Origin of the sequence: Tunturiibacter psychrotolerans, assembly GCF_051013365.1 — a bacterium.
Classification (GTDB): Bacteria; Acidobacteriota; Terriglobia; order Terriglobales; family Acidobacteriaceae; genus Edaphobacter; species Edaphobacter psychrotolerans_A.
In genome coordinates this window covers 2,660,524-2,686,198 of record NZ_CP132941.1, presented here as the reverse complement: position 1 = coordinate 2,686,198, position 25,675 = coordinate 2,660,524, and the positions used below count along the sequence as shown (strand labels likewise).

Annotated in this window: 22 protein-coding genes; 10 read left to right on the top strand and 12 right to left on the bottom strand. The window is 57.9% G+C overall.

All coding sequences use genetic code 11. The features are described from left to right. Nucleotides 1–440: 440 nt before the first annotated feature. A complete protein-coding gene (locus tag RBB76_RS11345; RefSeq protein ID WP_429632574.1) occupies nt 441–1,118 on the bottom strand; it encodes an OmpH family outer membrane protein in 678 nt (225 codons plus the stop codon). 126 nt (nt 1,119–1,244) lie between these two features. Next, nucleotides 1,245–1,940 (bottom strand): OmpH family outer membrane protein, encoded by a 696-nt coding sequence (locus RBB76_RS11340; protein ID WP_429632572.1) that lies wholly within the window; start codon nt 1,938–1,940, stop codon nt 1,245–1,247. A 1,030-nt stretch (nt 1,941–2,970) separates the two neighbouring features. Between RBB76_RS11340 and RBB76_RS11335 the strand changes: the two genes are divergently transcribed. Next, the gene (locus RBB76_RS11335; protein WP_429632570.1) at nt 2,971–4,095 is read left to right on the top strand and encodes a response regulator; all 1,125 of its coding nucleotides are present in this window, start codon (nt 2,971–2,973) and stop codon (nt 4,093–4,095) included. Nucleotides 4,096–4,197: 102 nt separating this feature from the next. Here RBB76_RS11335 and RBB76_RS11330 read toward each other — a convergent pair whose 3' ends face one another. From RBB76_RS11330 to RBB76_RS11320, 3 genes are all read right to left on the bottom strand, one after another. After that, on the bottom strand, nt 4,198–4,566 hold the full coding sequence (locus tag RBB76_RS11330; protein WP_429632568.1) for a histidine triad nucleotide-binding protein: 369 nt from the start codon (nt 4,564–4,566) through the stop codon (nt 4,198–4,200). Further along, nucleotides 4,566–5,885, bottom strand: a complete 1,320-nt coding sequence (locus RBB76_RS11325) for a M48 family metallopeptidase (protein ID WP_429632566.1) — start codon at nt 5,883–5,885, stop codon at nt 4,566–4,568. The genes RBB76_RS11330 and RBB76_RS11325 overlap by 1 nt, the downstream gene beginning before the upstream one ends. Nucleotides 5,886–5,965: 80 nt before the next feature. Continuing rightward, on the bottom strand, nt 5,966–6,424 hold the full coding sequence (locus RBB76_RS11320) for a DUF6249 domain-containing protein (RefSeq protein WP_429632564.1): 459 nt from the start codon (nt 6,422–6,424) through the stop codon (nt 5,966–5,968). 99 nt (nt 6,425–6,523) lie between these two features. On the opposite strand from RBB76_RS11320, the gene RBB76_RS11315 reads away from it, so the two are divergent. From RBB76_RS11315 to RBB76_RS11300, 4 genes are all read left to right on the top strand, one after another. Beyond that, nucleotides 6,524–7,084, top strand: a complete 561-nt coding sequence (locus tag RBB76_RS11315) for an RNA polymerase sigma factor (protein WP_429632562.1) — start codon at nt 6,524–6,526, stop codon at nt 7,082–7,084. Then, nucleotides 7,066–7,410, top strand: a complete 345-nt coding sequence (locus RBB76_RS11310) for a hypothetical protein (RefSeq protein ID WP_429632560.1) — start codon at nt 7,066–7,068, stop codon at nt 7,408–7,410. Before RBB76_RS11315 ends, RBB76_RS11310 begins: the two co-directional genes overlap by 19 nt. Nucleotides 7,411–7,572: 162 nt before the next feature. After that, the gene (locus RBB76_RS11305; RefSeq protein WP_429632558.1) at nt 7,573–9,324 is read left to right on the top strand and encodes a metallopeptidase TldD-related protein; all 1,752 of its coding nucleotides are present in this window, start codon (nt 7,573–7,575) and stop codon (nt 9,322–9,324) included. Then, nucleotides 9,324–11,012, top strand: coding sequence for a metallopeptidase TldD-related protein (locus RBB76_RS11300; protein WP_429632556.1), 1,689 nt, complete (start codon nt 9,324–9,326; stop codon nt 11,010–11,012). The genes RBB76_RS11305 and RBB76_RS11300 overlap by 1 nt, the downstream gene beginning before the upstream one ends. A 5-nt stretch (nt 11,013–11,017) precedes the next feature. On the opposite strand, the gene RBB76_RS11295 is transcribed toward RBB76_RS11300, so the two are convergent. Both RBB76_RS11295 and RBB76_RS11290 read right to left on the bottom strand, forming a co-directional pair. After that, nucleotides 11,018–11,554, bottom strand: coding sequence for a septal ring lytic transglycosylase RlpA family protein (locus RBB76_RS11295; RefSeq protein ID WP_429632554.1), 537 nt, complete (start codon nt 11,552–11,554; stop codon nt 11,018–11,020). Nucleotides 11,555–11,796: 242 nt separating this feature from the next. Beyond that, entirely contained in the window at nt 11,797–12,039 is a 243-nt protein-coding gene (locus tag RBB76_RS11290; protein WP_429632552.1) for a hypothetical protein, read from the bottom strand. A 242-nt stretch (nt 12,040–12,281) separates the two neighbouring features. Here RBB76_RS11290 and RBB76_RS11285 point away from each other — a divergent pair, with 242 nt between their 5' ends. From RBB76_RS11285 to RBB76_RS11275, 3 genes are all read left to right on the top strand, one after another. Then, the gene (locus tag RBB76_RS11285) at nt 12,282–13,127 is read left to right on the top strand and encodes a hypothetical protein (RefSeq protein WP_429632550.1); all 846 of its coding nucleotides are present in this window, start codon (nt 12,282–12,284) and stop codon (nt 13,125–13,127) included. A gap of 54 nt (nt 13,128–13,181) precedes the next feature. After that, the gene (locus RBB76_RS11280; RefSeq protein ID WP_429632548.1) at nt 13,182–14,093 is read left to right on the top strand and encodes a hypothetical protein; all 912 of its coding nucleotides are present in this window, start codon (nt 13,182–13,184) and stop codon (nt 14,091–14,093) included. A gap of 313 nt (nt 14,094–14,406) precedes the next feature. Further along, nucleotides 14,407–16,497 (top strand): radical SAM protein, encoded by a 2,091-nt coding sequence (locus RBB76_RS11275; RefSeq protein ID WP_429632546.1) that lies wholly within the window; start codon nt 14,407–14,409, stop codon nt 16,495–16,497. Between the two features lie 76 nt (nt 16,498–16,573). Here RBB76_RS11275 and RBB76_RS11270 read toward each other — a convergent pair whose 3' ends face one another. The 5 genes from RBB76_RS11270 to RBB76_RS11250 all read right to left on the bottom strand — a co-directional run bounded on the left by RBB76_RS11270 (nt 16,574) and on the right by RBB76_RS11250 (nt 21,771). Then, nucleotides 16,574–17,599: a TolB family protein gene (locus tag RBB76_RS11270; protein WP_429632544.1), complete on the bottom strand. Its 1,026-nt coding sequence runs from the start codon at nt 17,597–17,599 to the stop codon at nt 16,574–16,576. A gap of 188 nt (nt 17,600–17,787) precedes the next feature. Further along, complete coding sequence (locus tag RBB76_RS11265; RefSeq protein WP_429632542.1) at nt 17,788–19,215, bottom strand: MFS transporter; 1,428 nt, start codon at nt 19,213–19,215, stop codon at nt 17,788–17,790. 51 nt (nt 19,216–19,266) lie between these two features. Continuing rightward, complete coding sequence (locus RBB76_RS11260) at nt 19,267–19,752, bottom strand: hypothetical protein (protein ID WP_429632540.1); 486 nt, start codon at nt 19,750–19,752, stop codon at nt 19,267–19,269. Nucleotides 19,753–19,880: 128 nt separating this feature from the next. Beyond that, nucleotides 19,881–20,654, bottom strand: coding sequence for a YcbK family protein (locus tag RBB76_RS11255; protein ID WP_429632538.1), 774 nt, complete (start codon nt 20,652–20,654; stop codon nt 19,881–19,883). 199 nt (nt 20,655–20,853) lie between these two features. After that, nucleotides 20,854–21,771: an ornithine cyclodeaminase family protein gene (locus tag RBB76_RS11250; protein WP_429632536.1), complete on the bottom strand. Its 918-nt coding sequence runs from the start codon at nt 21,769–21,771 to the stop codon at nt 20,854–20,856. Nucleotides 21,772–21,826: 55 nt separating this feature from the next. On the opposite strand from RBB76_RS11250, the gene RBB76_RS11245 reads away from it, so the two are divergent. Together RBB76_RS11245 and RBB76_RS11240 are read left to right on the top strand one after the other, a co-directional pair. Further along, the gene (locus RBB76_RS11245) at nt 21,827–22,537 is read left to right on the top strand and encodes a YceH family protein (protein ID WP_429632534.1); all 711 of its coding nucleotides are present in this window, start codon (nt 21,827–21,829) and stop codon (nt 22,535–22,537) included. Then, on the top strand, nt 22,534–25,572 hold the full coding sequence (locus tag RBB76_RS11240; RefSeq protein WP_429632532.1) for a PAS domain-containing sensor histidine kinase: 3,039 nt from the start codon (nt 22,534–22,536) through the stop codon (nt 25,570–25,572). Before RBB76_RS11245 ends, RBB76_RS11240 begins: the two co-directional genes overlap by 4 nt. Nucleotides 25,573–25,675 lie beyond the last annotated feature (103 nt).

The following is a 25,675-nucleotide window of genomic DNA, read 5'->3' as shown; positions in this document are numbered from 1 at the left end:
CCTGGCGCTTCTTCACGGTAAGCGACGGATTCGGTTCCGGGCGCAACTTCTTCTCTGAAAAAGACTAATTCGCGTGGTTTTGTGAGTAGATGTTCCCCTGCAAAACAATTAGATGCGGGAATTTGTAACTTGGGCGTAACGTCGAACTGTGGAAACCCTTGAAACAGCGTTAGTTGGCGAAACCTGCGGATGAGTCATGCTCGGAAAATCAGTAACGAGTGAGCAACACACTGATTTTTAGGCACTTAGTCGAATTTAGCGGGCGCAACATGACCTATACAAGTTGAGTCTGGACTGATGGGTCCTGCTTTTCGGCTTCGACGATCCACAGGTTTTTCCACAAGTGACCTGTGCTTAGAGCTTTTTAAAAGCTGCACACCGCGGAGGAGAGGATTCGTGGAGCACTCTCTTCGCCGCGGCGTGCAGCCTGGTCTTCGGGCTTACTGTTTCGGTGCAGCTGGCTTGGGGGTGGTGGTAGTTGGACGCGGACGAGCCGTCGTAGGACCGGAGGGGCCTGACGGAGCCGGAGCAGCGACACCGGAGGACGCGTTGTAAGCGGTCACGATCGCCTGGGTCACATCGGTGCTCTGGTTTGCCCACATGACGTTGCTCTGTTGTCCGCTGACATCGAGAAGCAGCGTGTAGCCATTCTTGCTGACGTAGTCTTTGAGAGTGACCGAGACCTTGGCTGCTACTTTTCCGTAGGCTTCCTGCAGGTCCGCGTTGTAAGCCGTCTGGGCATCTTCGGCGTTGCGGTTCAGCTCTTTCTCTTTGGTGTCGATGTTGCGGAGGCGAGTGGCGCGCTCTTCATCAGAAAGAGTTGCCGGTGCACTCTGCAGCTGAGCCTTGAGCGAATCGACTTCCTTCGAGAGGGTGTCGATCTGATCCTTCTTCGGCTTGTACTTGTCCTGAATCTGTTGGACGGCGCGCTGGCCTTCGTTCGTGGCGAAGACCGCCTGCTCAAAGGCAACCAGCGCAATTTTTGCGGGAATGGCTTGTGGCTCAACAGCAGCAGGTGCAGCGGCGGGAGCAGATGGGGCTGCGGCAGTCTGAGAGATTCCTGCGGTGGTCATCAATCCGGCGCTTAGCGCGGAGACAAGAACAAGAGTGCGATTCATGCGGTTTGTGGTGCTCCTTCGAAAGTTCGATTCGGTTCGATCGTTCAATATTTTGCTACAAAGATCTCGGGTGGGGTGGCTTCTAACCGGTCTCACCCCACCCAGCCTGATTCTGTCATGCCAATGTTACTGCTTCGGCAACGGGGGCTTTGGAGCGGCCGAGGCGTGCGGATGAGCCGCGGGAGAGGGTGCCGACGGAACTGGAGGTGCGACTCCCGAAGATGCGTTGTACGCTTCGAGAACTGCGCGAGAGATATCGGTGCCGTCGCTGGTCCAGAGCAGGCTTACGGAACCGCCCTGCTGGCCAGTGATGTCGAGCAGCATGGTGTAGCCGTTGTCCTCGACGTATTTCTTGACGACCGGCGCAAGCTTCTTCGCGACGACTCCAATGGCCTGCTGCTGTTCACCGCTGACGGCCTGCTGTGCATCCTGACCATCGCGTTGCAGTTGCTTTTCCTTTGTGTCGATGGCACGCAGCTTGGTGGCGCGTTCGGCATCGGTCATCGTCGCCGGGGCGGCCTGCAGCTGCTTCTTCAGTGTGTCGATCTCCTGCGCCCTTGCCTGCAACTCAGCACCCTTGGGCTCATATTTCTTTTCCAGGGCCTGGAGCGCGCGCTGACCTTCGTTGGTTGCAGCGGCGACCTGCTCGAACTCAATGGTCGCAATTTTCGCCGGTACGGCGTGTGGCGCCACTGGCGCGGGGGCTGCGGCGGGCTGGGTGGAAGCGGCTGCAGGAGCGGCCGGAGCAGCTGTCTGGGCCACTCCAACAGCGGACGACATTCCCGCGGCGAGAGCGGTAGCAAAAGCTAGGGTACGATTCATGCGGTGTGTGGTACTCCTTCAGGGATTGATCAAACTTGTGCGTGCGGCTTCGGGCGCACATGGAGTGCCGTCTAGGCCGTTCCCTCCATCCACTCGATCAACGCACCCTTGAGACAGAGCACGCCCATCTTTTACCTCGATTGAACAGACTGCCATAGGGGCAAATCGGTAGCAAAACGAGAGGGCTGCCGGAACAGATAAATTATAGGGTCCAGCCGGGGGCGGGTCAATCGAGTTAGATCTCGCTGGTCTACCGAAATATGGAACCAGGGACTGTCATTTTCCCGTTTTTCAGATTTCTCGGTTCCTGGTTAGCGGCTGCTTTCGGAGTTTGCCAAGGAATGCCCTGCTCCTCTTTTTGGCGAATGAATTGCTTCTTCATGAAAGGCAACACGTTGGCTTGATCCGATGTGTGCCAGACATGCCTCCGGCTCAGCAGAAGCTACGCCCAATCGATGGTGTAGACCAAAGTCCGGAGGTCCGCTTCCTTGATTGGAAGTTTTTCAGGAGGCCAGTGACTGGCCATTCAAGATAGAGGGGCCGCTCTCGAGGAGCGGCTCTTCTGATTTTCAGCGAAGTTTTCGAACCGGTTGGGTGCTCACCAGGAAGTCGTAGAACAGGGCCTTGCCAAGTTTCTACTTTGAGCGTACCCTAGGAGTTGCCTTGTGAACCGGCTGTGGGTGCCGATCGCTGTGTGGCCACCAGAAAGCTACCGATTGCGTAGGTTTGGCGGCAACGATACAGGATTACAGTAGACCGGATTTGTCGGACTCTGTCGCAAACAGGTAGAGGGTGAAAAACCAGGATTCGCTGTTGTCTAGCGCTCCAGGCTGTGCGTAAGCGGCAGATTCGCCGATTTGATCGCAGCCAGATACCAATAGAAGACGTCCGTTCGAGTAAAACTTGAGACCGTTTCATCCGACGCTTCAATACCGGTTTGGTTCCTCCTCCGTGAGTCTCACGGGGAAGAAGAGACCGTCGCGTGGGAGAGAACCGCTAATTGCGATCTAAAGCAATAGGAAGTGGAAGCATGACTTCAGAGCAGAATGTACCCGAGGTAGATTCTCACCAGGGTTCGACAATGTCTCCCGTCCAGCAGGACGGAGAGGCTCAATTCGCCGGGCAGAACGTCCCGCACGGCATGGGTCAGTCCAAAAGTAGCCGCCGGCGCCGCCGCAAGCGGAAGAGCAAGGGTCCGGACGCGCCGCAGGCGGGCCAACCCAGCGAGCAGGGCGCGGGTCAACCCATCGGCTCTATTCAGGGTGCAGCCGCTCCTCAGACGTTCCAACCACAAGGCGGACAGGGCTTTCAGGCCAATGCCGGCCAGCAACAGAACGGCTCCTCCAGCGGCAAACGCTGGAAGAAGAAGTTTCGCGACCGTGACCGTCAGCGTTCGCCGGAGAATCCGGGAAACGTTGCCAGCGGGAGCAACGGCGGCGGGTTCAGCAGCAATGGTGGCGGCTATCGCGACCGCGATACGCACCAGCCGGGTAACAACAGCGGCGGGTTCAAACGCAAGGGCGGTGGGGGCAAACAGCAGTCTCGTGGACCTCGCAGCTTTGTCGGCCCGATGGACCATAGCTATCGCGCCGTGAACGGCAACTTCGCGGATACTCCGCCCTCCACCATGGATTCGCATAACGGGAATTACCAGGGCCGCAGCAACGGCCATGGCGGTGGACGCAGCTATCAGAGCGACTCCCAGCCCATCGACTACTCGCAGGGACGTGCGATTCCGATCGCTGAGGATGCACCGACGAAGATCTTCTTTTTTATTGAAGATCTCTTCTTCATCGCCAAGATCTCCGAGACGGCACGTAAGCTCGGGGTGAAGGTAGCGTTCGTAAAGAACGACAAAGAGGCGGTTGCCGCGTTGGTTGGCGGCGAAGAGGAAGATCGACCTGGCCTGATCGTCTTCGACCTAAACAATGCGAATGCCAAGCCCTTGACCTTGATTCCAAAGTTGAAGACCAAGCTCAAGCGCAGCACCTCCATCATCGGTTTCCTGTCGCATCTGCAGGGAGACTTGAAGGCGAAGGCTGTCGAAGCGGGTTGCGATACTGTAATGCCTCGCGCCGCGTTCTCGCAGAATCTTCCGAACCTCCTGCGCCGCTATGGCATGGAAGAAGAAGACGAGCCGAACTTCAACCAGTAAACGCAAGGCGCGAGGGCCTTTTACGGTTCAGCGTTAGTGAAGAGCCCGCGAGAGAGATCTTTCGGGCTCTTTTCTTTTAATGCGCCCCCTTTTGGCGACTTGCTATCCGGGAGGCCAGTTCATGTGTCTTCCACCGAGTAGGTGAAGATGCAGGTGATTCACGGTCTGTCCCCCATCGTCGCCTGTGTTGACGACAATTCGGTAACCTTTGCTCAGCTTCTCTTTGCGCGCGATCTCAGCGGCTGCAGACATCAGTGAGCCTAACAGCGCGCAGTCTTCCGCCTCTGCCTTTGCGAGAGAAGCGATGTGCTGTTTAGGGATGATGAGCAGATGGGTTGGGGCTTGTGGATTGATGTCAGGAAAACCGATGCAGAACTGGTCCTCGTAGACACGGTTTGCCGGAATGTCTCCGGCTACGATCTTGCAGAAGAGGCAATCGGAAGATGCGATATTGCTCGGCGTGATCTTCATTATGGTTGAAAGTACTTCGGATGTTGCCCTGCTGTCCAGGGGTTGTAGGCTAATGCGAAGGCGGCGCGTGATGCTGTGGAGGGGTGGCCGTCTAACCAGAAGTCGACCAACGGATGCGGTGTTGGGTCGTCGAGCGAGTTTTCGCCAAGCTTCTGGAACCCTTGCTGGGTGGTGGTTTGCGGGTCGGCGACGATGCCGTGAATCGCCTCCTGTCCGTACACATCGGCAGCGTGCTCGATCGATCGGCTGAAGGCGTTTTCGATCGGCTCGGCGACGAAGTTCAGCACATTCAGCACGAGTACCAGCACCGCCAGGAAGGCCCAGTCGTTCTGCGAGCGGATCTGCCAACATGCTCCATACTTCGCGAGGAGCCACCGTGTAATTCGTTGTCCGGCAAAAAACCCGGCCAGTAGGCACACGGCGCTGAACAACAATCCCTGGACGATGTGATGCAGGGCGTAGTGGCCGAGTTCGTGGCCAAAGACTCCAGCGAGTTCGTCGGGAGTCGCTGCGGAGATCGTGGTGTCCCACAGCACGAGCCGCTTGGAGGGCCCGAAGCCGGTGACATAGGCATTCATGCTCGTCACCTTGCTGCTGGCTCGCATGAAGAACATTCTGTCCGGTGGCAGAGTTACGCCACTGCGACCGACGACTCGTTCTAACTGCGCGACCAGCGCGGGGTCGTGTTGCTGCAACGGCTCGAACTTGTTGAAGAGCGGATCGACAATGATCGGTGAGAGAAAGACGCCGAATAAGACAGCGACCATGGTGGGGATCCAAAACCAGAACCACCAACGTTTTGGCGACCACCGGATTACCCAGAACAACACCATCACGAGTAGCCCGGCTACGATCCATTCGAGCAGAAAGCTTTTACTAAGATCCGCGAACCAACTGCCCCAGCGCTGCACTGATAACCCATACGCGAGCGCGATGTGGTGTCCGAAGAGACGTAGTGGTATGTTCAGGAGCGCAGTGATGAGAAGGAAGAGAAAGACGAAGATGAAACATTGGCCCCAGCGGATCTTTGTCATTTTCTCGGCGGCATCACGCATTCGCTTCGGTATGCGAAGGGCCAGTAGCAGAATTAGCTGGAGGATGCCCCACCCTTCGGCCAGGAAATGCAGCGTGGTGCGGTCGCGAAACAACTCCTTTGCGAGCTTGAGCTTCTCCGGAGGCAGGGTGTAGGCGGTGTGATTCTGCGCGGCTTCTCGCAGGGCCTGCGCCTCGGTTGGGGTTGTTCCCAAGGCTTGAGCTGAGGGGATCGAGACCAGAAAAAGGCCGATCAGCAGAAGCAGAGCTGCACGTACATTGGTCAATTCAAGGCTCCATTCCGAATGAAGCCAGTGTGCATGATTCGCATAGCCCAGCGCAAAATACCGACGACCGTAGCGGAAAGCTACCGCTCCGAACCAAGACCTGAGGATTCTGCACCGATCTCCAACCCGAAGCGCGATAGCTCGCGCTTCTGCAGGTTGTAGTCGACAAAGAAACCAATTCCAATAGCTAGCGGAATGAGACCAGCGGCGGCACCCGCCAATACTTCACGCACATGCACAACGACGCTGAGCGCAGCAAAGAATAGAACCAGCCCCACACCGAGCGAAACGAGAACGATCCCAGCGCGCCGTGCGTTCGCTAGACTGCGTAGTGGATCTCTCACCCGCTTCTCTTCGTCGCCGCTGCCAAGCAGCTTCTCGATCTCGGCGATAGGAACACCGCGCGCAATCATGGCCATGCGTTGCTCCGCTTTATTACGGCGCTGTTGAGCTTCGAACCAGATACCTGAAACGATGGCGACCGCGCCAACGGCGCAACCGGCTACAGGCACGATAAAGGGACTCATCATGAAATCCATATGCTACCTCCTCTTTCTGCCCGCGTTAGACAGGAACGCTGTTCGAAAGTTTCACTCGCTTCGATGAAACTTTCGGAGCACTCTATTGTCTAACCTCGCTTGGACGTCGATCTCACCTTCGAGCAGCTGGTACGTGACCATCAGGCGATGGTCTTTCGCACCTTGGTGCGCCTGACAGGGAGTCGTGAGCATGTCGATGATCTTGCACAGGATGTCTTTTTGCGGCTCTACCGTGCGCTGCCGAGTTTTCGCGGTGAAGCCCTGATCACAACCTATCTGTATCGGATTGCGGTGAATGTCGCGCAGGACGAGTGGAAGCGTAGGCGACGTGTTGACCGCGCCCATGTTTCGCTATCGGACGAGACTTCAGCGTGGGAGGAACGGCTTGCGCACCCCGACCGCAACGCCGAGCAGCAGCTTGAAGAACGCGAGTTCCAGCAGACGGTGGAGGAGCAGCTTCAGCTCCTCAGTCAGATTGAGCGGACGATACTAATCCTCTATCATCAGGAAGAACGCAGCTACGAGCAGATTTCGTATGCGTTGGGGATGCCGATCGGTACGGTGCGGACTCACCTTCACCGTGGGCGTAAAAAGCTTCGTGAAGCCATCCAGCAACGTCAAACGAAGGAGAGGAGAGCGGAATGTCAGACGAATCGATGAATTCGAAGCTCGTAAATAAGGCCGCAGATGACGAGCTGGACCTGCGCATTTTCCGTGCTCTCGAGGCCGCACCCAGCATTGAGATTCCGGCGGACTTTGTCGCGCGGGTCGCTCGCAGGCTTCCTGCCCGTCGCCCGGTGTCGTTGACTCCTACTTACTATGGCCGGAACGCGGTGTTCCTTGGCATGATCCTGACGCTGGTGGTGCTCATTGCTTTGTCACTGTCCAACAGTAGGCACGCAACGTTTGGACTGGCGGAGTCCCTGCTCCTCACCCAGTTCATTGTGCTGACTGTGTGGCTTAGTGTTCGGCGTTACAGCGTCTAAGCGGCTTGTCGACAAAACCCTCGTAGTTTCGTCCAACTCTCGGTTGTCTGCGGAAAGACTGCACGTGGTACTACGGACCGCAGGGGGACTAAGCGCTATAGCGTCACTTCCGATACACTCGGCAACAGGCGTATTTTGCAGGCGAAACGAGTTTCCTTTTCCATGAAGAGACAAAGAGTGGCAGTGGCCTGGGTTAGTTTTGCCGGCCTGGTAGGGGTGGCGATCTCCTCCGTCGATTACAGTGCAGCGGCAACCAAAAGTCCTGAACCCGCTCCAGCGGCTGTCCTGATCGACACCATGGAGTCTGAGTTGCATCGTGCGATGACTTCGCTTGGCAACAACGCTACAGACGCGACTCAGCCGAAGCCTTACTTTCTCAGCTATGCTGTCTCCGATAGCGACAGCATGAGCATGACTGCGCAGTTCGGGGCGATCACTGGCTCACGTGAGAACCGTCGGCGCGTCGCCGATGTCCAGGTCCGGCTTGGCACAGCGGCAGAAGATAACACTCATGGCGATCATAGGAACAGCGCCCTGACGACAATCCCTTTGCCGCTCGCGAACGACAGCGACGCCATCGAGCGTACCCTGTGGTTCGCTACCAACCGCGGCTACGGCAAGGCGCTCGACGGGTATCTGAAGGTGAAGACGGAGCAACAGGTCCGCGCGAAGGAGGAAGACGCCTCAGCCGATTTCTCGAGTGAGAAGCCAGCCTCGGCGATCCTTCCACCGTCGCCGGCGCTGGTCGTCGACACCGCAGCGTGGCAGGCTCGTCTGCGCGAACTCTCCGGACTCTTTAAGCAGTATCCCGATGTCTTTTACAACGATGTCGCGCTCGAGGCGACCACTGAGACGGACTACTTTGTCTCTTCGGAAGGCGCTAAGGTCGCAACCCCGAACCATGTCGCGCGGCTTGTTATTGTCGCCAGGACACGCGCCGCCGATGGAATGGATCTTTTTCGCGCCGAGACCTTCGAAGCTGACGAGGTGGCGCATCTTCCCGATCAGAAAGCACTCATCGACAAGACTGTCGCCATGGCGAAGAATCTTGAGGCCTTGCGGGAGGCGCCTGTGACCGAGCCTTTCAACGGCCCTGCGATCCTTAGTGGCCGGGCTTCAGCTGTGTTCTTTCATGAGGTTCTTGGTCATCGGCTCGAAGGCCAACGCCAGCGAGGCGACGACGAAGGACAGACCTTCACGAAGTTGCTTGGGAAACAGATTTTGCCGACATTTCTCAGCGTCTCTGACGACCCGACGCTCTCGGAATTCCACGGAACGTCACTCAGCGGGCACTATAGTTACGACGATGAAGGACAGCAGGCACGCCGTGTGGATCTCATCAAAGATGGCGTTCTCGATACCTTCCTGATGTCGCGACTTCCTATCGCCAGTTTTTCGAACACCAATGGCCACGGCCGCGCCGAGACCGGGCACATGCCGACGGGCAGGCAGGGAAATCTTATTGTCACTTCCTCTAAGACTGTCAGCGATGCCGAACTGCGCGAGATGTTGAAGGCCGAGGCGAAGAAGCAAGGCAAGGCTTATGGTCTTTACTTCGAAGACATCTCTTCGGGCTTTGCCGTTACGACACGCCGTTCCCCGCAAGCCTTCCAGGTGATTCCGCTTGTGGTCTATCGCGTCTACGTTGATGGTCGCCCCGATGAACTCGTACGTGGAGTGAGCATTGTAGGGACACCGCAGGCCGCACTGAACCGCATTCTCGCGACGAACGATAAGCAGGATATCTTCAACGGCATCTGCGGAGCCGAGTCCGGGAGTATTCCTGTCAGCGCCGTTGCTCCGGCGATGCTGGTCAGCGAGATTGAAACCCAGCGTCAGGCTCAGGGCACAGCGCGGCCACCTATTTTGCCGCCGCCTGGGGCGGCGGCCTCTGGTGGAAAGGGTGGCCAATAATGAGCTTACTTCGGAAGACACAGGTTGGCGGTATTGTTTGTGGGGCGCTCTGGTCGATAGTTTGTTTGAGTACGACTGCAGTTACAAATACGGCTATTGCTGAAAGTACACCTGCGGCGAGCGATCCTATGATTCGTGCGATGCAGGTAGAGCTCGACCGCGAGAAGGCGCTGCTGCTTCCCGGCATGCAGCATCCCTACTTTGTGGAGTACCGTCTGGACGACCTGGCCTCCTATGAGGCTGTCGCCAACTACGGTGCGCTTACACGCGAAGAAGAAAATCATCAGCGGATCGTCCGCGTCACAGTGCGCATCGGCGACTATGCCGTAGATAGCAGCACCAGCCGTGGTGACGGCTCAGTTGAACTGGCCCCGACTGACAATGACCCCGAAGCACTGCGGTATGCGCTCTGGACTGCAACTGACACCGCCTATAAAAACGCTCTCCGAGCTTATTCGGCCAAGCAGGCTGCATTGAAGCAGTTTCAATCTGTGCAGGCCCAGCCGGACTTTGCCCAGGCCAAGCCGGTCGTGCAGATCTCTCCCCTCGTCACGCTTGATCTTGATCGCGCAGAGTGGAAGCGCCGTATTGTTGAAGCCAGCGGCCTCTTTGCCTCGGACCCACAGGTGCGGCCTTTCGCCGAGCACGTCCAATACTCGACCGCTAACATTCGCGGCATCGCACTCAACCGCTACCTGGTTAACACCGAAGGAACCGTAGTGCGTCAAGGCTACACCGGCTACGATGGTGCAATCAGCGTAGGCGGACAGGCAGGGGACGGGATGCGCCTGAGCCGCGATAACGGAACTGTCGCTGCCAACGCGAAGGAGCTCGAAGACGCAAGCGCCTTTCGCAAACGCGTCATCGAGGATCTCAAGAGCTTTGAAGAGCTTCGCAATGCTCCAGTCGTTTCAGCGGATGACTACCATGGGCCTGTGCTCTTTAGCGGAGATGCCGCTTCGGACGTGATCGACCGTCTGCTCGTGCCCAACATTGAGGCCGACAGACCGGAGATGGGCACTACTGCGCGCACTAGCGGCGCCTACTCTTCGAGCTTCAAGGCGCGCGTTCTGCCGGAGATGCTCAGCGTAACGGATGATCCGTTGCAAACAAAGTTCGACGGCAAGGCTCTTCTTGGCGCTTACAAGATCGATGATGAGGGCGTCCCTGCACAATCAGTCGACATCGTTGTAAATGGCAAGCTCGAAAATTTTCTTATCGGCCGCGAGCCCATCAAAGATTTTGACACGTCGAATGGCCACGGACGCGCCGCGCCTGCACAGTCAGCTCATTCGCGCGCTGGAGTCATTCTGGTCAAGTCGAGCCATCCACTGTCGCGAGGCGAACTGAATCAACGTCTTCTCGGTATGGCGAAGGAGCAAGGCCGCGACGTCTACTCAGTCGAGACTCTAGGTGGCGAGCTTCTTCCGCGGCTGCTGTATCTCGTGCATCCTGATGGCTCGCGCCAACTCGTTCGCGGTGCAATCTTCGATGAGCTCGACAACCGCAGCCTGCGCTCGGATATCGTCGCCGCCGGCAACGACCCCTATGTTTCGAACTCGCTCGGCACGGTGCCTCAGACCACCATTGCTCCCAGCCTGCTCTTTGACGACATCGGCGTGAAGCGTGCAACGGTGGAGCAGCAAAAGCTTCCGTACTATGATCCTCCTGCCCTGCCCGGCAAATAGTATCGCTAATCGGTTCGGATTAGATAGGGCGCAGCGTCAGGATCTTTGGGGTGAATGCTGTCGGCCACCTCCGTTGCATTGCTTTTGTTCGGCAGCTTTGGGCTGATCCTGACCCAATGCCCGGTGGGCCCGGGGAACTCGATGACCTTGGCGGTGGCATAGCGCCGAATCATCTCGTCTTTGAGCTTTATTGCGTCGGATTCTCGCGCGAAGGCCCCGACCTGCACGCACCAGTGTCCGCCAGGATCGGCGTTCACACGAACCGGAGCGGCGAACGCTTCCACCTTCACTTTGGCGACACCGGCGCGATACACTCCGGTCGCCTTGGCAGCGGCAAGTGACAGATCGATAATGCGCCCATGGACGAACGGGCCGCGGTCGGTGATCTTCACCACGACAGATTGGTTGTTGGTCAGATTGGTCACGCGCACCATCGTTCCCATTGGGAGAGTGAGGTGAGCAGCAGTCATCGCGTTCTGGTCGTAGACCGTGCCGTCAGCGCCTTTTCGACCGGCGTAGGGAGGACCATACCAGCTCGCCATTCCGACCTCGCTTGAGACGGGCTTTCCAAGACTGCCTGGAATCGGGGCTGGAGCGGGCGGAGGTGCTACTTGAGCGGCTGTCGAGTTAGTCCGCGATCCCCTCGAAACTTTGCCTTGGTTGGAAGCAGTTGTCGTCGACGGCGGAGGTGGCGGCCGGTAGGCTCTGGTTGTTTCTTTATGGCAACCGCTGAGTATCAGCGCGCACGCCGACAGCATAGCGGCACACGTACGCCGGACGGTGATCACGGCTTCGCTGTATCTTTCGGTGGTGGGGTTGAAGACCTTCGCGCATGATCATCCATTCGCGACGCGAGCTTGTGCAACTCTGCCGCAGCGGTTCGCAGCGCCTCTGAGCCATTGCGTCGGACATCCGGCACCACTTCATCGTTAATGAACTTTACGACGTTCTTAAGATCTGCCTCCAGATGGGTTGCCGCATCCCGCAACTGCTGCTCCCACGGTCGTTTCGGCTCTTCGGTTGACATGCGCGCACCTCCAACAATTGATTAGATGATGTGGAAAAGAGAGCGTCAATGGTCATTGCGTCTACGTGCCGGGATGGTAACAAGGTTTTGGGGAATCAGGCGGAGCGGGTAAATACAACTTGCCGTGACGTTTGAGCGTCCGTTATACCTAGGCAAACGCTCACATCATGCAGTTTGCGACCAATAGCCAGTCGCTGAACTCTAACCGGTGGTGGGATATTTAGCCTGTAAGGGAGTTATTTTTGACTATTGCAAGGGTACGGCTGACTTTAAGAAAGTTCCTCAATAAAAGCCTTATCTTCATCACTGTGGCATTTTTTGCCTCGACGGGGCTCATTGCGCAGGCACAAACCGAACCCCGCCCGCCGGCCGCGACGAACGCCATGCTCGCTCTTCCCGACGCTCCTGAGGTCTCAAGTAGCACCTCTTCCACCGAAGAATCCAACAGTTCAGGCAACGAAACACACAGCTTCGCGAACCCGGTAGGCGACGCCTTGAATCCAGCCTCAGTGAAACGCAGGATTCTGGCCACTCGCAGCGATATCACCATCTACCCTGGGCAAGTAGCTCCACCCCTCTCCGCGCACGATAAAGAGGTAATGGGATTCAAGCAGAGCTTCACCCTCTTCTCCCTCATCGGATGGACTACTTCAGCGGCATACACTCAGCTCATCAACGGCACCCCCAACTACGGTACCGACAGTGGTGCTTTCGGGGAGCGCCTTGGGGCGGCCGCTTTGCGCAACACCAGCCAGAACATCTTCGGCAACGTCGTCTTCGCTCCGCTATTTCATGAGGATCCGCGCTACTACAAGATGGGCAAAGGCCACAATGTGGTCAAACGCGTGGCATACGCCGCCACCCGCGCTATCATCACTCGCGCGGACGATGGCCACGCCACACCCAACTACTCCCTCATCTCCGGCCGCGTCTTCGGAGCTGCCCTCAGCAACGCATATTACCCTGATTCGAATCGCAGCTTCAGCCAGACAGCACAGACCTTTGGCACCTCGATGGCCGGCGGTGCAATCGGCTTTGTCGTTACCGAGTTTCTCGACGAGGCGCTCGAAATCACTCACCTCAAATAAGCCTGAGGTAGGTTTCGCTACGTCTGTTTAGGATAGGCAACGAGGGCTATTCGTATGCGTTGGTTGTTGAGTTCGGTTTTGCTGCTATCTGCTATTACTGCAGCAGCACAACTCTCAACACCCACAAGCACGGGGACTGTGTCCGCTTCCTCAGACTCAGCTTCTGACGACCTGCCAGACTCGCCTGGCGCCACAGCTTCGAATCAGGAAGATGTCGTCGCAGTAGCCGAGGCTTCCTTTCGGCAGACCGGAGATGGAGTCAAGCCGTGCAACGCCTTTCGTGCCTTGAAGGTTGTCTACTACAACCCCAACCGCCTCGATGCGGTCCCAAAGCCCTGTAGCAATCTTGTCTATCCTTATCAAAATTTTATCGGTACGAATATCGTCATCCCGCTGACCTGGCAGGAGAAGGGTTACCTTGCTCTCAACAATCTCGCTGATCCTGCTAACTTCGGCACCATCGTCGGCATCTCTGCGATATCAGTTGCAGCCGATTCCCACTCTGCGTACGGTCCCGGTCTGAAGGGATTCGGCAAATCTGTCGGTATCAGTTACGTGCAGGATATCTCCAGCGAATTCTTCAGAGGCTTCACTTTTCCGATCCTGTTCCATCAGGATCCACGTTACTTTCGCATGCCAAACGCGCCGCTGACGAAGCGGATCGTTTATTCCGTCTCCCGCACCGTAATCTCGCGCCACGACGACGGCAGTACGATGCCCAACTATTCCGTCTTACTGGACTATCCGCTCGAGGCCGTCCTTTCAAATCAATATGTGCCCGGTGTGCATACGGATCTCTCCTCGACCATTACCCGCATCGCGACCGGCTACGCGCTCGATCCAGTCAACAATCTGATCGACGAATTCCTTCCTGACGTGGCCAGCCACATCCACGTTCGCATCATCTTCGTTCAGCGAATCCTGAACAATATTGCCAGCGGGAGCAGTGGGGTTACTTCTCAGTGACATATTTTCCGTATTTAGCGTAAAAACTTCGCCCCATCCACCGCTCTACATTGCCGTTCAATGCAGATTCTTGCCGTTCGATACCACATGCTTCGATATGACCCCCAAGCTGGGTACTGTTAAGGGGTGAGTCGAACGGGATCCCCGCTGCATCTGACAGGAAAAGCGATAGATAGCTTCAATCAAGTGAGGGTTGCTCCTTGCGATACCAGCATCGGTCAGCAGCGTAAAAAGGGACCTTCGTAGATCGAAATTAAGTAACAATCCAGAAGATATCTAGACAATCAGACGGACAATCAGGAGACAAAAAGACATGCCGAAGGCCAAAATCGCGGAAAAAGCTCTCACCTATGGAGCAAAGGCAGGCTGGGCAGTATTCAACAAGCTGAACTCGTTCAGCCCCAACGCCAGCTTCACACCCAAGTGGAGCGATAAGCCGCTTCTGAAGAGCTATCAGAAAGAGAAGCCGCCCCTCGGTTGGCCGCGCACAACTGATTCTCTCTGCCCGAAGTGCATTCCGGAGATTCGTCAGCAGATCGTCGACGGCAAGCTGCCTCACGAGATTCTGCTCAATGAGAAGGTCGGCGAGATCAAGGCCCAGATCATCGAGCGCGACGGCCAGATCCTGATGGTCAAGGACTGCCCGATTCACGGCCACTTCGAGGACGTTATGTCCATCGACCCGCCGATGATGAAGCACCTTGAAGACGTCTTCCCGGGCCGCGACATCCGCGCCCACAACGACGAGAAGCTGCACAACCACGGCACCTCGACCGTGACGCACGGCCGCGGATCGGTTCTTACGATCGACCTGACCAACCGTTGCAACATGATGTGCGATCCCTGCTTCATGGACGCTAACCAGGTCGGCTTCGTGCACGAGCTGACGTGGGACGAGATCAAGACCATGCTCGACAACGCGATCACGATCAAGCCGCGTCGTCAGATGAGCGTGCAGTTTTCTGGTGGCGAACCGACGCTGTCGCCTTACTTCCTCGACGCCGTCGCCTATTCCCGTAAGGTTGGTTATAACTCCGTACAGGCCGCAACCAACGGTATCGAGTTCGCAAAGTCGAAGGAGTTTGCCAAGGCTGCTGCTGAGGCCGGTCTCCGCTACGCTTATCTCCAGTTCGACGGTATCGGCAACGCCGCCAACTCGCACCGCAAGGTTGGCAACGCGTTCGACGTGAAGCTCCAGGCCATCCACAACCTGCACGAAGCTGGCGTCGACATCGTTCCCGTAACCACCATTGTCAACGGCATCAATAATGAGCAGGTCGGCCGCATCATCGAGTTCGCGCTCGACAACCCGAAGAAGATCAACTTCCTCTCGTTCCAGCCTGTCAGCTTTACCGGACGTGACGAAGATATCTCCGACGAGCGCCGCCATGCGCAGCGTTACACTCTGTCGCACCTCGCGCACGACGTCCGTGACCAGACCGGCCTCGGTGAATCGACCCGCGACTGGTTCCCCATCTCGTTCATGTCTACCTTCTCCGACTGGGCCGACCTTGTACATGGACCCGACCGCGACTGGGGCCAGCTCTCCTGCGGTTGCCATCCCAACTGCGGCATCGGCATGGCGCTGATGATCGATAAGGAGACGAAAGAGGCCGTTCCGGTTACCTCCTTCCTCGATGCAGTACAGCTTGCAAAGGACGTTGCGCAGGTCAACGACGCCGCACGCGGCAAGTTCCTCTCAATCGTCGGCGTTTCGCTCGCGCTGCTGCGCAACTACAACCCGTCGAAGGCTCCTACGCACTTCAAGATCGTCGACCTGCTGCAGAAGTTCGACAAGTGCTTCGGTGCTACCGGAAAGAACTACGGCAAGGTCACCGCGGACCGCACCATGGCCGACATCGAGAAGCGCCGCGCCGACCGCTGGAACTTCCTCTTCATCGCCGGCATGTGGTTCCAGGACCTCTTCAACTACGACTTCCGCCGCACCGAGCAGTGCATCATCCCCTATGCCACACAAGAGGGTGAGATCAGCTTCTGCGCGTACAACACTGGCGTGGGCTGGCGCAACATCATCGAGAAGATGCACATGACCTCCACCCTGACCAAGTGGTACGAGGAGCATGGCCGTCACGAGATCTTCGCCGGCGGTAAGAAGGTCGGTCTCGAAGCCGAGATGAAGTATGACCTGGTCCTCAACGACGAGCATGTCAACGCCGCCGCCAACGACACCTTCGACAAGTCCGGCATCGCGAAGAACTCTCGCGAAGAGAAGATCCGCGCACGCGATGCGAAGATCAAGCAGGACGCCGAAAACGCCCGCATGGCCAAGCTCTACCGCAAGGAGATCCTCCAGGAGCCGGATGCTCCCGCTGGTTTCATCTCCCTCGGCGAGATCAAAGCCGCTCCGGCGCCGAAGGTCGAAGAGACCGTCTCCGGCGACTAATCGAGAAAGTAAAACCGATGCAAAGGAAGGCCGCCAGCAATGGCGGCCTTCTGCTTTTGGCACCCAGTTGCTATGTTCAGAGCTTGGACTGCGAGGAGGCCGCCTCCTTCAGCACTGGGCTCAGCGAGATCACCCATATGTTGGAGTTGCTGTTGTCCCAGGTTTCGAGACGCTGGTAGTCTTCGCTCGCTTGCTCATGCGTCCGAGGAAAGTGGACCGCCAGTGTGCGATCGCTGCTGAAGTAAACCGTTCGATGATCCGCGCCGAATCGGGGATCGTTGTCCTCACTTGAGCCATTCGCGTCGTCACCAGCGTATCGGATCGGCACGATGGAACCCCAGACGCCGCCCTGGTTATAGACGATAAACAGATGTTCATGCGTTGTGTCACCAGGCCTGGGACGCTTGCTGGTGAACACCAGAAACGACTGATCGGGCGCTATCTCAGGATCAACATCCTTTACGCTGCCGTCGCTGAAGGAGAGAGGTTCCACGTTGCGGTAGATACCGTGTTGACAAGGCGAGCGAAACAGGCTCAGCTCCTTCCCCTTCACAGCAGCAGTGAAATAGATACTTCCGTCCGCTGCGACACTAGGTCGAAAGATCCATTGGAAAGAGTTAATCGATTCAGGAAGCTGCAGCGGCTCGCTCCAACCCGATCCGACGCGGTCTACTCTCCAGATATGAGACGCCATAGCGGGGGCGCCTTTAGCCTGCGAAGAATCCGTTGAGAGAGGTCGAACCGAAACAAAGAGAATAAACGAACCATCTGGAGAAAACGCAGGTGACGAATCGGACCATTCCCCGGAGAACGATGCGACCTTAGGCTCGGACCATCGATCTTTGAGGCGATGCGATTCGAGGATGATGGACCAGTGCGCGCTGCTTCGAGTGAAGAAGAGCGTACCTCCATCGGGAGAGAACGTCGGCGACCCATCGTTGGCAGGGCCGGAGATGATGCCCGGAGCGAATACTTCGGGTACGGGCAGCGCAGTGTCCTTCGCTGGAGTCGGTTCAACGATCGCGTTGGCGCGCGATTGCAGATAGCTGGCAAAGAAACAGAAAAGACCTGCGACCAGCACGCGTGATCGTACTTTGGACATGGAAATCTCCTTGAACAAATTTAGGGAGCCCGGCCGAACCATCTAACTCATTGACTAGTCGTCGTAGACGAACGACACGGCGTGGAAGTTAGCGAATTGCTGGATGCAATTTCATCGCTACTGTCGAGTGTCTAACCCTCAACGCGACCAACCATCGCATCGACCAAAGCGGTTCCTTCGTCCTAACCTCAGACTGGGTTGACCTCAAGATTCGCCTCCGTATGGCCGCTTGTGGCCACGCCCGCGTTCGGTGAGAGCCCCAGGCTATCCACCACCGGTCCAAGCGCCAGCACCGCCATCACCAGGATGGCAACATGAAAATCGCGGAGTTGCGGAGTTGCGGCCGAGTGTCCATACGCATGCGCTACGAGCCGCAGCGTTATCGCGCCCACGGCCACCCCAAGCCCCATGCTGAGCTGCATGATGGCGCTCAAAAATCCATTTGCGCGGCTCATCCTGCTCGCCGGGATCTCCGTGTACGCCAGCGTCGTCATGCAGGTGAACTCCATGGATCGGCACGCCCCGTGAAAGAACAGAATCGCCACAATCAGCATGGGCGGCGTCGCCGGCGTCAGCGTCGCACATAACATCATCGAGCCAGCCGTAATCACTCCATTCACCAGCAGAATCCGCCGAAAGCCGAACCGGCGAAGCGCTTGAATCACAAACGCCTTCATGCTTAGGTCGCCTGCAAATAGCGCCAGCAGATAAAGCCCCGACCGAAATGCATTCAGCCCAAATGCAATCTGGAACATCAACGGGAGAAGAAACGGAAGCACTGACACCGCGACGCGAAACGCGCTCGCCCCATACACCGAAAGCGAGTACGTCTTCAGCCGTAGCGACTCGAAGTCGATCAGCGAGATTGCCGGCCTGCGCCTGCCAACCGCCACCGCCACCGAACCGCTCAGCAGGCTCAGCACTAAGATCGTTGCTGGTAACTGCCAGCGGCCTCCTTCGCCGCCCAGCTTCTCCATCGCGTACACCACGCCCACCGAGGCAAACCCTCCCAGTACGAAGGTCAGCCAGTCGAATGGATGCCGCTCGTCGGTCCGTACATTCTCAATCCAAAGCAATGCCAGCGTCAGGGCCAGCACGCCCAGCGGCAGATTCAGAAAGAAGATCCAGTGCCAGCTTGCATACGTCGTGATAAAACCGCCCAGCGCAGGCCCAATCACCAGCGCCGTGAGCCCAGGCCAGGTGATATAGGCGATCGCCTGCGTCAGCTCCTCCTTGGGCGTATTGCGCAGCACAATCAGCCGTCCCACGGGCACCATCATTGCGCCGCCGATGCCCTGAACAATCCGCATGAGCGTGAACTGGGTCAGCGTCCGCGCCTCCCCGCAGAGTAGCGACGCCAGAGTGAAGATTGCAATCGCCGACGCAAACACCGACCGCGAACCATAGCGGTCCGCTACCCACCCGCTGATCGGAATGAACACCGCCAGCGTCAGCAGATATGCCGTCATCCCGATGTTCAGATTCACCGCACCTACGTGGAAGCTGCGCGCCATCTGTGGCAGCGCCGTGGCGATAATCGTGCCGTCCAGATTCTCCATGAAGAAGGCGCCCGCGATCAACGTGGTGACATACAGCGGCGAACGGCTCTTGCTCATCCCTCTATTTTACGAAATTGAGTGACGCCCACGATCATCTCTGCGACGCCATCATTTCTTCTGCTCTGCCCTCGCCCAAGTCCGCTGCACCCCACGCGCTCTGCTCTTCATCGCCACCGTTCCGTCGCGCAGATACCTCTCCACCATCTCTTCCGCCTCGTCCCGCAACGAAGGTTCTCGCAACGCTAGCAACCCCATCCCCTCTACGGCCGAGCATCGCACCACGTTGCTCTCATCCTCGGCGAGCAACGACATCGTCCGCGCTGCCCGCAACCGCTGGGCACAGGTACACGCCACCCGCGGCACCACCAATCCGAGATGCCACCGCGTCCGCGACTCCTCCACTGGCAGGGTCTCCAGGAGTCCAGCGAGTTCGTCGGCGTAGGGTTCCAGCAAGGTTCCGTCCGTCTCTGTAATTCGCTTGGCCACGTCTGCGGCGCTTTTCCGCACCTCGATCTCGTCGTCGAACAGTTCTCTCACCAGCACTCGGACTGCGGACTTGTCTCTCCCGATCTTTTCAGCGATCGTCCGCGCCAAGGGCAGGCCCCACCTTGGCCCTCTGAGTTGTCCACGCAGGATATCCATGCGGCGAAGTATAGCCAACCGCATCGCGCGCAAACAAAAGGCCCCGGAAACCGGAGCCCTTGCCTATTCGATCCTCAACTTTACTCGCCCGAAACAGTTCCTGAGTGAGCACCATGAATCCGCCGCACTGGCTTGCGAGGTGTGATTCCGAATGCCCATTCACGCACGGGCCCTACATCCACATGGACGAATTGTGAGACAGGATAGTACCCGACGCCGCCGGCACGAAGCGAAAGGGCCGTATTCCGCACCTGCACCGTCGAAACTCCCGGGACCCTAAGGTCGATCGCATGACCTTCCATATGCTGACTATGTTCGGCGACTCCAGTCTTCACCGACGCGTGCCGAAGCGCCTCATTGGTTTCGGGAGTTCTGTACCCGCAGACCACCTGGATGATGCCATTCACCCGCCCCAGCCGCGACATCATGGCGTGCAGTACATCAAACTCTTTCGGCTCGTAGTGAACCACGTCCTGCGTGTAGTGATCGCGCAGAAAGTAGTCAAGCTTCTCCAGAGCGTCGGGCACATAGGTGTCGCCGATACGGTAAACCACATCCAGACTTTCTCCGGTGTGCAGATTTGTCATCCGCAGCTGATAGGGCTTTCCATCATCGGGCAGCTCACCTGAGGTAATTCCTGAGGAAAGCTCGTCCGGCATTACTCCAGGCACAACCTCTTCGCCTGTAATCGCCACCGGATGCGTCTTCGTCCGCGACGAGGTTCGCATGGAACTATGCAACCCGGCGTGGACCCGTGTCCGCACGGTCCGGGCCCAGGACGATCCACTCATCCCAAATAGGACCATCAAGATGGCCGCAGCCGCTGCAACGCCCTTAGCGTGCGATCTCTGCATTCAGACTCTCCAAGCTTCCAGTGTTCGAATGCGCCCCAACAAATGCTCTTCGCAATTCGTCATTTCCCTCTTCTAGTTTATAGAACCCGTCCAAAATCGCCGACTTTGTTTCTGTAACTTTAGTGTCATATTCGGAACTGTTGCCAAACATGGGAATTTCAGCCTCATGGAGTTCGAGTAAACCGTTCGGTATCAACACTTACCTCTTACCGTTGGATATCCTGTCGTAAACCAGTTTCGCCGATGCTACGTCCTCGATCGCAATCCCTACCGATTTGAACACCACTGGTCGATCTCTTCTATCCAACTGCTTTCCCTGCAACAACTCTCCGATCTCAGCACTCACCTCGGCCTTTGCCAGCAGGATATCCCCGGGCTCACGCAGAGCTGCTTCTCGGGATTCCACGACTACCGCTCCGCGCATGGCCTCGTCATCGAGTTCCCTGCGATTCGGCGTCGCGGCTCCGACGGCACAAACGATCGCGTCCTTCTTCAGCCATCGCCCACGCAGAACTGGCTCCGGCGAACTTGTCAGTGTCAGCACCACGTCCGCTCCTGACACTGCCTCTTCCGCCGTCGTCACTTGTGCTCCAACTTCCTCAGCGAACCTTCTCGCGTTGCCCTCCGTGCGGCTCCACACCCGAATCTCCTCAAACTTCCGGACCCGCGACAGCGCCTGCACATGGGAGCGAGCTTGAACTCCACTGCCCAGAATCCCGAGCACCTTTGCGTCGGGTTGCGCTAGCAGGTCAACAGCTACGGCCGATACCGCCGCCGTCCTCATCTCGGTGATCAACCGGCCGTCCATGATGGCCAGCGGTTCGCCAGTATCCGCACGAAACAGCTGAATCACTGCCTGATGCGTATGCATTCCTTTATCGGCGTTCCCGGGGTAAAACGTGACCATCTTCGCGCCCATTACGCCGCCATAAGCGGCTGGCATTACCGCAAACCACCCTGTGTGCGCGGCCACGGACATCACGGTTCGGAGCGGCTGGGCCGCTCGGCCGGCTGATAAGTCCGTCAATGCCTGACGCATGGTTGGAATCAGATCGTCATAAGAGAGCGCTGCTCTCACCTGGGCTTCGTCGAAAAATTGCAACCGGCCATCTGTCATAGTTCTTTATTATCCGCCGAGCCAAGCCAACCCTGGGTATGGCACCCTAGTAGGCATGCAGCTCGATCCCATTCAGCTTCGCGTCCTCGGCTCGCTCATCGAAAAAGAGATCACAACTCCCGAGAACTATCCCCTCTCGCTCAACGCGCTGGTCAACGCGTGCAATCAGCGGTCCAGCCGCGACCCGGTCCTCGAACTGAGCGAAGAGGAGTTGCGGCAGGCGCTTCATACGCTCGAAGACCTTGCCCTGACCAACCCGGTGCGTGACGCGCGCGTCCCCAAGTACGAGCATCGCATCCGCACTGTCCTCAACCTCCGACGCGACGAGACCGCAGTCCTGTGCCTCCTGATGCTGCGTGGCCCCCAGACTCCTGGAGAGCTCCGCAGCCGCGCCGACCGCCTCTATACTTTTGACGATCTTGCCGCCGTCCAGTCCACACTGGAACGCCTCTCCGCTCGCCCGTCAACGAGTGAGGGTGCGCCCGAGGCCACCGGCCCGCTGGTAACGATCCTGCCTCGCCAGCCCGGTTCACGGGAGGCCCGCTACGCCCATCTGCTTGGCGCCGCGCCCGACCTCGCCGCTTACCCCGTCGAGCGAACCGAGGCTCCCGCGAGCTCAAGCCAGCGCCTGGCTCAACTGGAGACTGAAGTTACGACTCTGTCAGCCGCCCTTGAAACCGTGAAGTCGCGGATGGACCAACTCGAAGCGCGTCTTCAATTGCAAGCAGAAGGATCTGTGTCAATCAACGATTCCTCTGTAAGATGAAGCTTCGTCCGTACGTTGCCGCTATGTCTGACTCGATCGTCGCCAAAGCGCCTGTCACTCTCAACCGCCGCGCTCAGTTCCGGCGTGAGAGCGATGCCGAGAACGACAATCTCGCGCGCCTTGTCGCCCAGCTGCCCGAAGCCGTCCTCTGCTTCGACCGTAACTGGGTTATCACGTATGCCAATGCGGAAGCGGTCCGGATTAGCCGTCTCGAGCCATCCGATATACACACCAAAACCCACTGGGAGCTCTTTCCCGAGACGGTCGGCACAGCTGTCGAACGGACCTACCGCTCTGTCATGCAGACGCGCGAACCGCGGCATATCGAGCACTTTTACGCCCCCTTCGACGTCTGGATCGATGTGCACATCCTGCCGACCGAAGAGGGTGTGGCGCTCTATTATCGCGATGTCACCGACCGCAAGCGCGCCGAGTCTCTTCGCGACTCTGCCGTTCAGCAGCTGCAACAGATCTTCGATGCCTCCCCGGACTCCATCGTCTGTATCGATCGCAACTGGATCTGCACCTTCGCCAATCGCGCCGCGCTCGACATTCTCAAAACCGATACTCTCGTTGGCGAGAATCTCTGGGAGCGGTTCCCCTCCAACCAGAAAGAGCCCTTTCGATCTCACTACCGTACGACCATGGAGCGGCGCATCGCGACCGAGTTCGAGGCCTATTACCCCGAACCGCTCGATATCTGGTTTCGAGTTTCCGCTCGCCCATTCGAAGACGGCATCATCATCTTCTCGAGCGATATTACCGACCGCAAAGGTGCGGAGTTGCTTCGCGCCACCGCGGCCAGACAGCTCCGCCAAGTTCTTGAGATCACTACGGACGCGGTCGTAAGCCTCAACCATGATTGGAACTTTACCTATCTCAATCGCCGTGCCCGGGAACTTCTCAGCCCGTTGGGCGAGCTACTCGGAAAGAATCTCTGGGAGGAGTTTCCTGCGGCTGCTCAACGCCACAGCGAGTTCCGCTATCACTACCATCGAGCGATGGACGAAGGTATCCCGGGCGAGTTCGAGGCCTTCTACCCCGAGCCGTTCAATCTCTGGCTCTCCATTCAATGCCGTCCTTACGACGATGGCATCGTGCTCTTCTTCCGCGACATCACCGCCCGCCGTCAATCGGATCAGGTTCTCAAGCGACAACAGGATCTTCTCGCTTCGGTGCAGCAGACCGCTCGTGCCGCTACGTGGGACGTGGACTACGCGACGGGCAAAGCCATCTACGGGGCCGGCTCTTATCCCGTATTCGGCCATCCTTTGGCCGACATCCCCGACGCCCGCGCGTTTAAAAATATTCTTGTTCCTGAATATCTCCCTACCATCGCTGCTGCCGTACAAGCCGCCGTTGAAACGGGGCAGATGATTGTTGTGGAGTGTCAGGTACAGGCAGCTGATGGTCGCGTTCTGTGGATCGAGAATCGTGGCCAGATCATCTCCGTCGGTGGCAAGCCAGCCCGTCTTCGCGGTCTCACGATCGATATCACCGCCCGGAAAAAGAATGAAGAAGCGCTTGTAACCAGCGAAGCGCGTTACCGTGTCCTGGCTGACCTCAACCCGCAAGCTATCTGGATGGGCGCGCCAGACGGCAGCATTACCTACGCTAACCAGGGATTTCTCGATTACATCGGGCTCACCATCGAGACTCTCAATGGCCTCAACTGGCTAACGGCTTTCCACCCCGAAGACCGGCAGCGAGCCCTGGAGGCCTGGACGCACTCGGTTGCGACGGGAACGGAGTACGATCTCGAAGCCCGTCTTATTCGCGCCAAGGATGGCGTCTCTCGCTGGTGGTGGCTCCGTGCGCAGGCCGTCCGCGATGACTCAGGAAAGATCCTCCACTGGCTCGGCGTCGCCATCGACATCGACGATCGCAAGACCTTTGCTGAAACCCTCCAGAAGCGACAGGAAGAGACGGAACGCCAACGCGCCGAACTCGAGTCGATCTATCAGACTGCTCCTGTGGGCCTCGCTCTCTTCGACGCCGCCACGCTGCGCTATCTCCGCGTCAACGATCGTCAGGTCGAGATCATTGGACTTCCCCGGGAGAAGATTCTCGGCCAAGTGATTACGGACATCGTCAAACTTCCTGGCCTCAAGGAACTCCTCCAGACGGCCGCTTCAGGCAGACCGGTTCGCAGCAACCTGCTGCATGGCGACCTGCCTGGTCGTCCCGGCGAACAACGCACCTTCAACGTCAGCTACTCACCGGTCTTTGCTGCGGACGGCTCGGTCGAAGCCATCGCTGCAGTCGTGCTCGAAGTTACTCATCAGAAGAAAGCCGAAGCTGCCCTCATCCAGAGCGAGAAGCTTGCAGCAGTCGGCAGGCTCGCCAGTTCCATCTCGCACGAGATCAATAACCCGCTCGAGGCTATCACCAATCTTCTCTACCTAATCGCCCTGACGGAGGACCTTCCCGAGTCGACCCGGCAGTACCTGCAGACTGCACAGAGTGAGCTCTCCCGCGTCTGCCAGATCGCCACACAGACCCTGCGCTTCCATCGGCAGGCCGTCCGCGCCACCCGCGTCAGTGCAGCCGATCTTGTCGATGCCGTCCTGAATCTCTATCAGGGTCGGCTAGCCAACTCACATATCCAGGTCGACGCGAGGTATGCCAGCAGCACGCAGATCCTTTGCTTCGAAAACGACATTCGCCAGGTGCTTAACAATCTCATCGCCAACGCGATCGATGCCATGCGCCCTGGCGGCGGCCGCCTGATCGTACGCGCCCACGACGCCACCGATTACTCTCCCGACCAGATGCAGCCTCGTCATGGCATTCGCATTACTATCGCTGACACTGGCCACGGCATGTCTCCTACCGTAAAGGCCCGCCTCTTCGAGCCCTTTTACACCACCAAAGACCTCAACGGTACCGGACTCGGCCTCTGGATCTCCGCCGGCATCGTCACTCGCCATCAAGGCAAGCTGACTTATCGCAGCAGCGAACACCCGCTCCACCGCGGCACCATTTTCTCTCTCTTTCTTCCGTGGGCTGAGGTCGATGCCCCGGTTTCGGCCTAACAACCTTGCCGTTCACACGCCATGGAAGAGCGTACTCGCATTTGGATGTTGGCCCGCAGCTCGTTCGAAGCTGAACCAAGCAATTGTTCAGAGACCGAAGTAT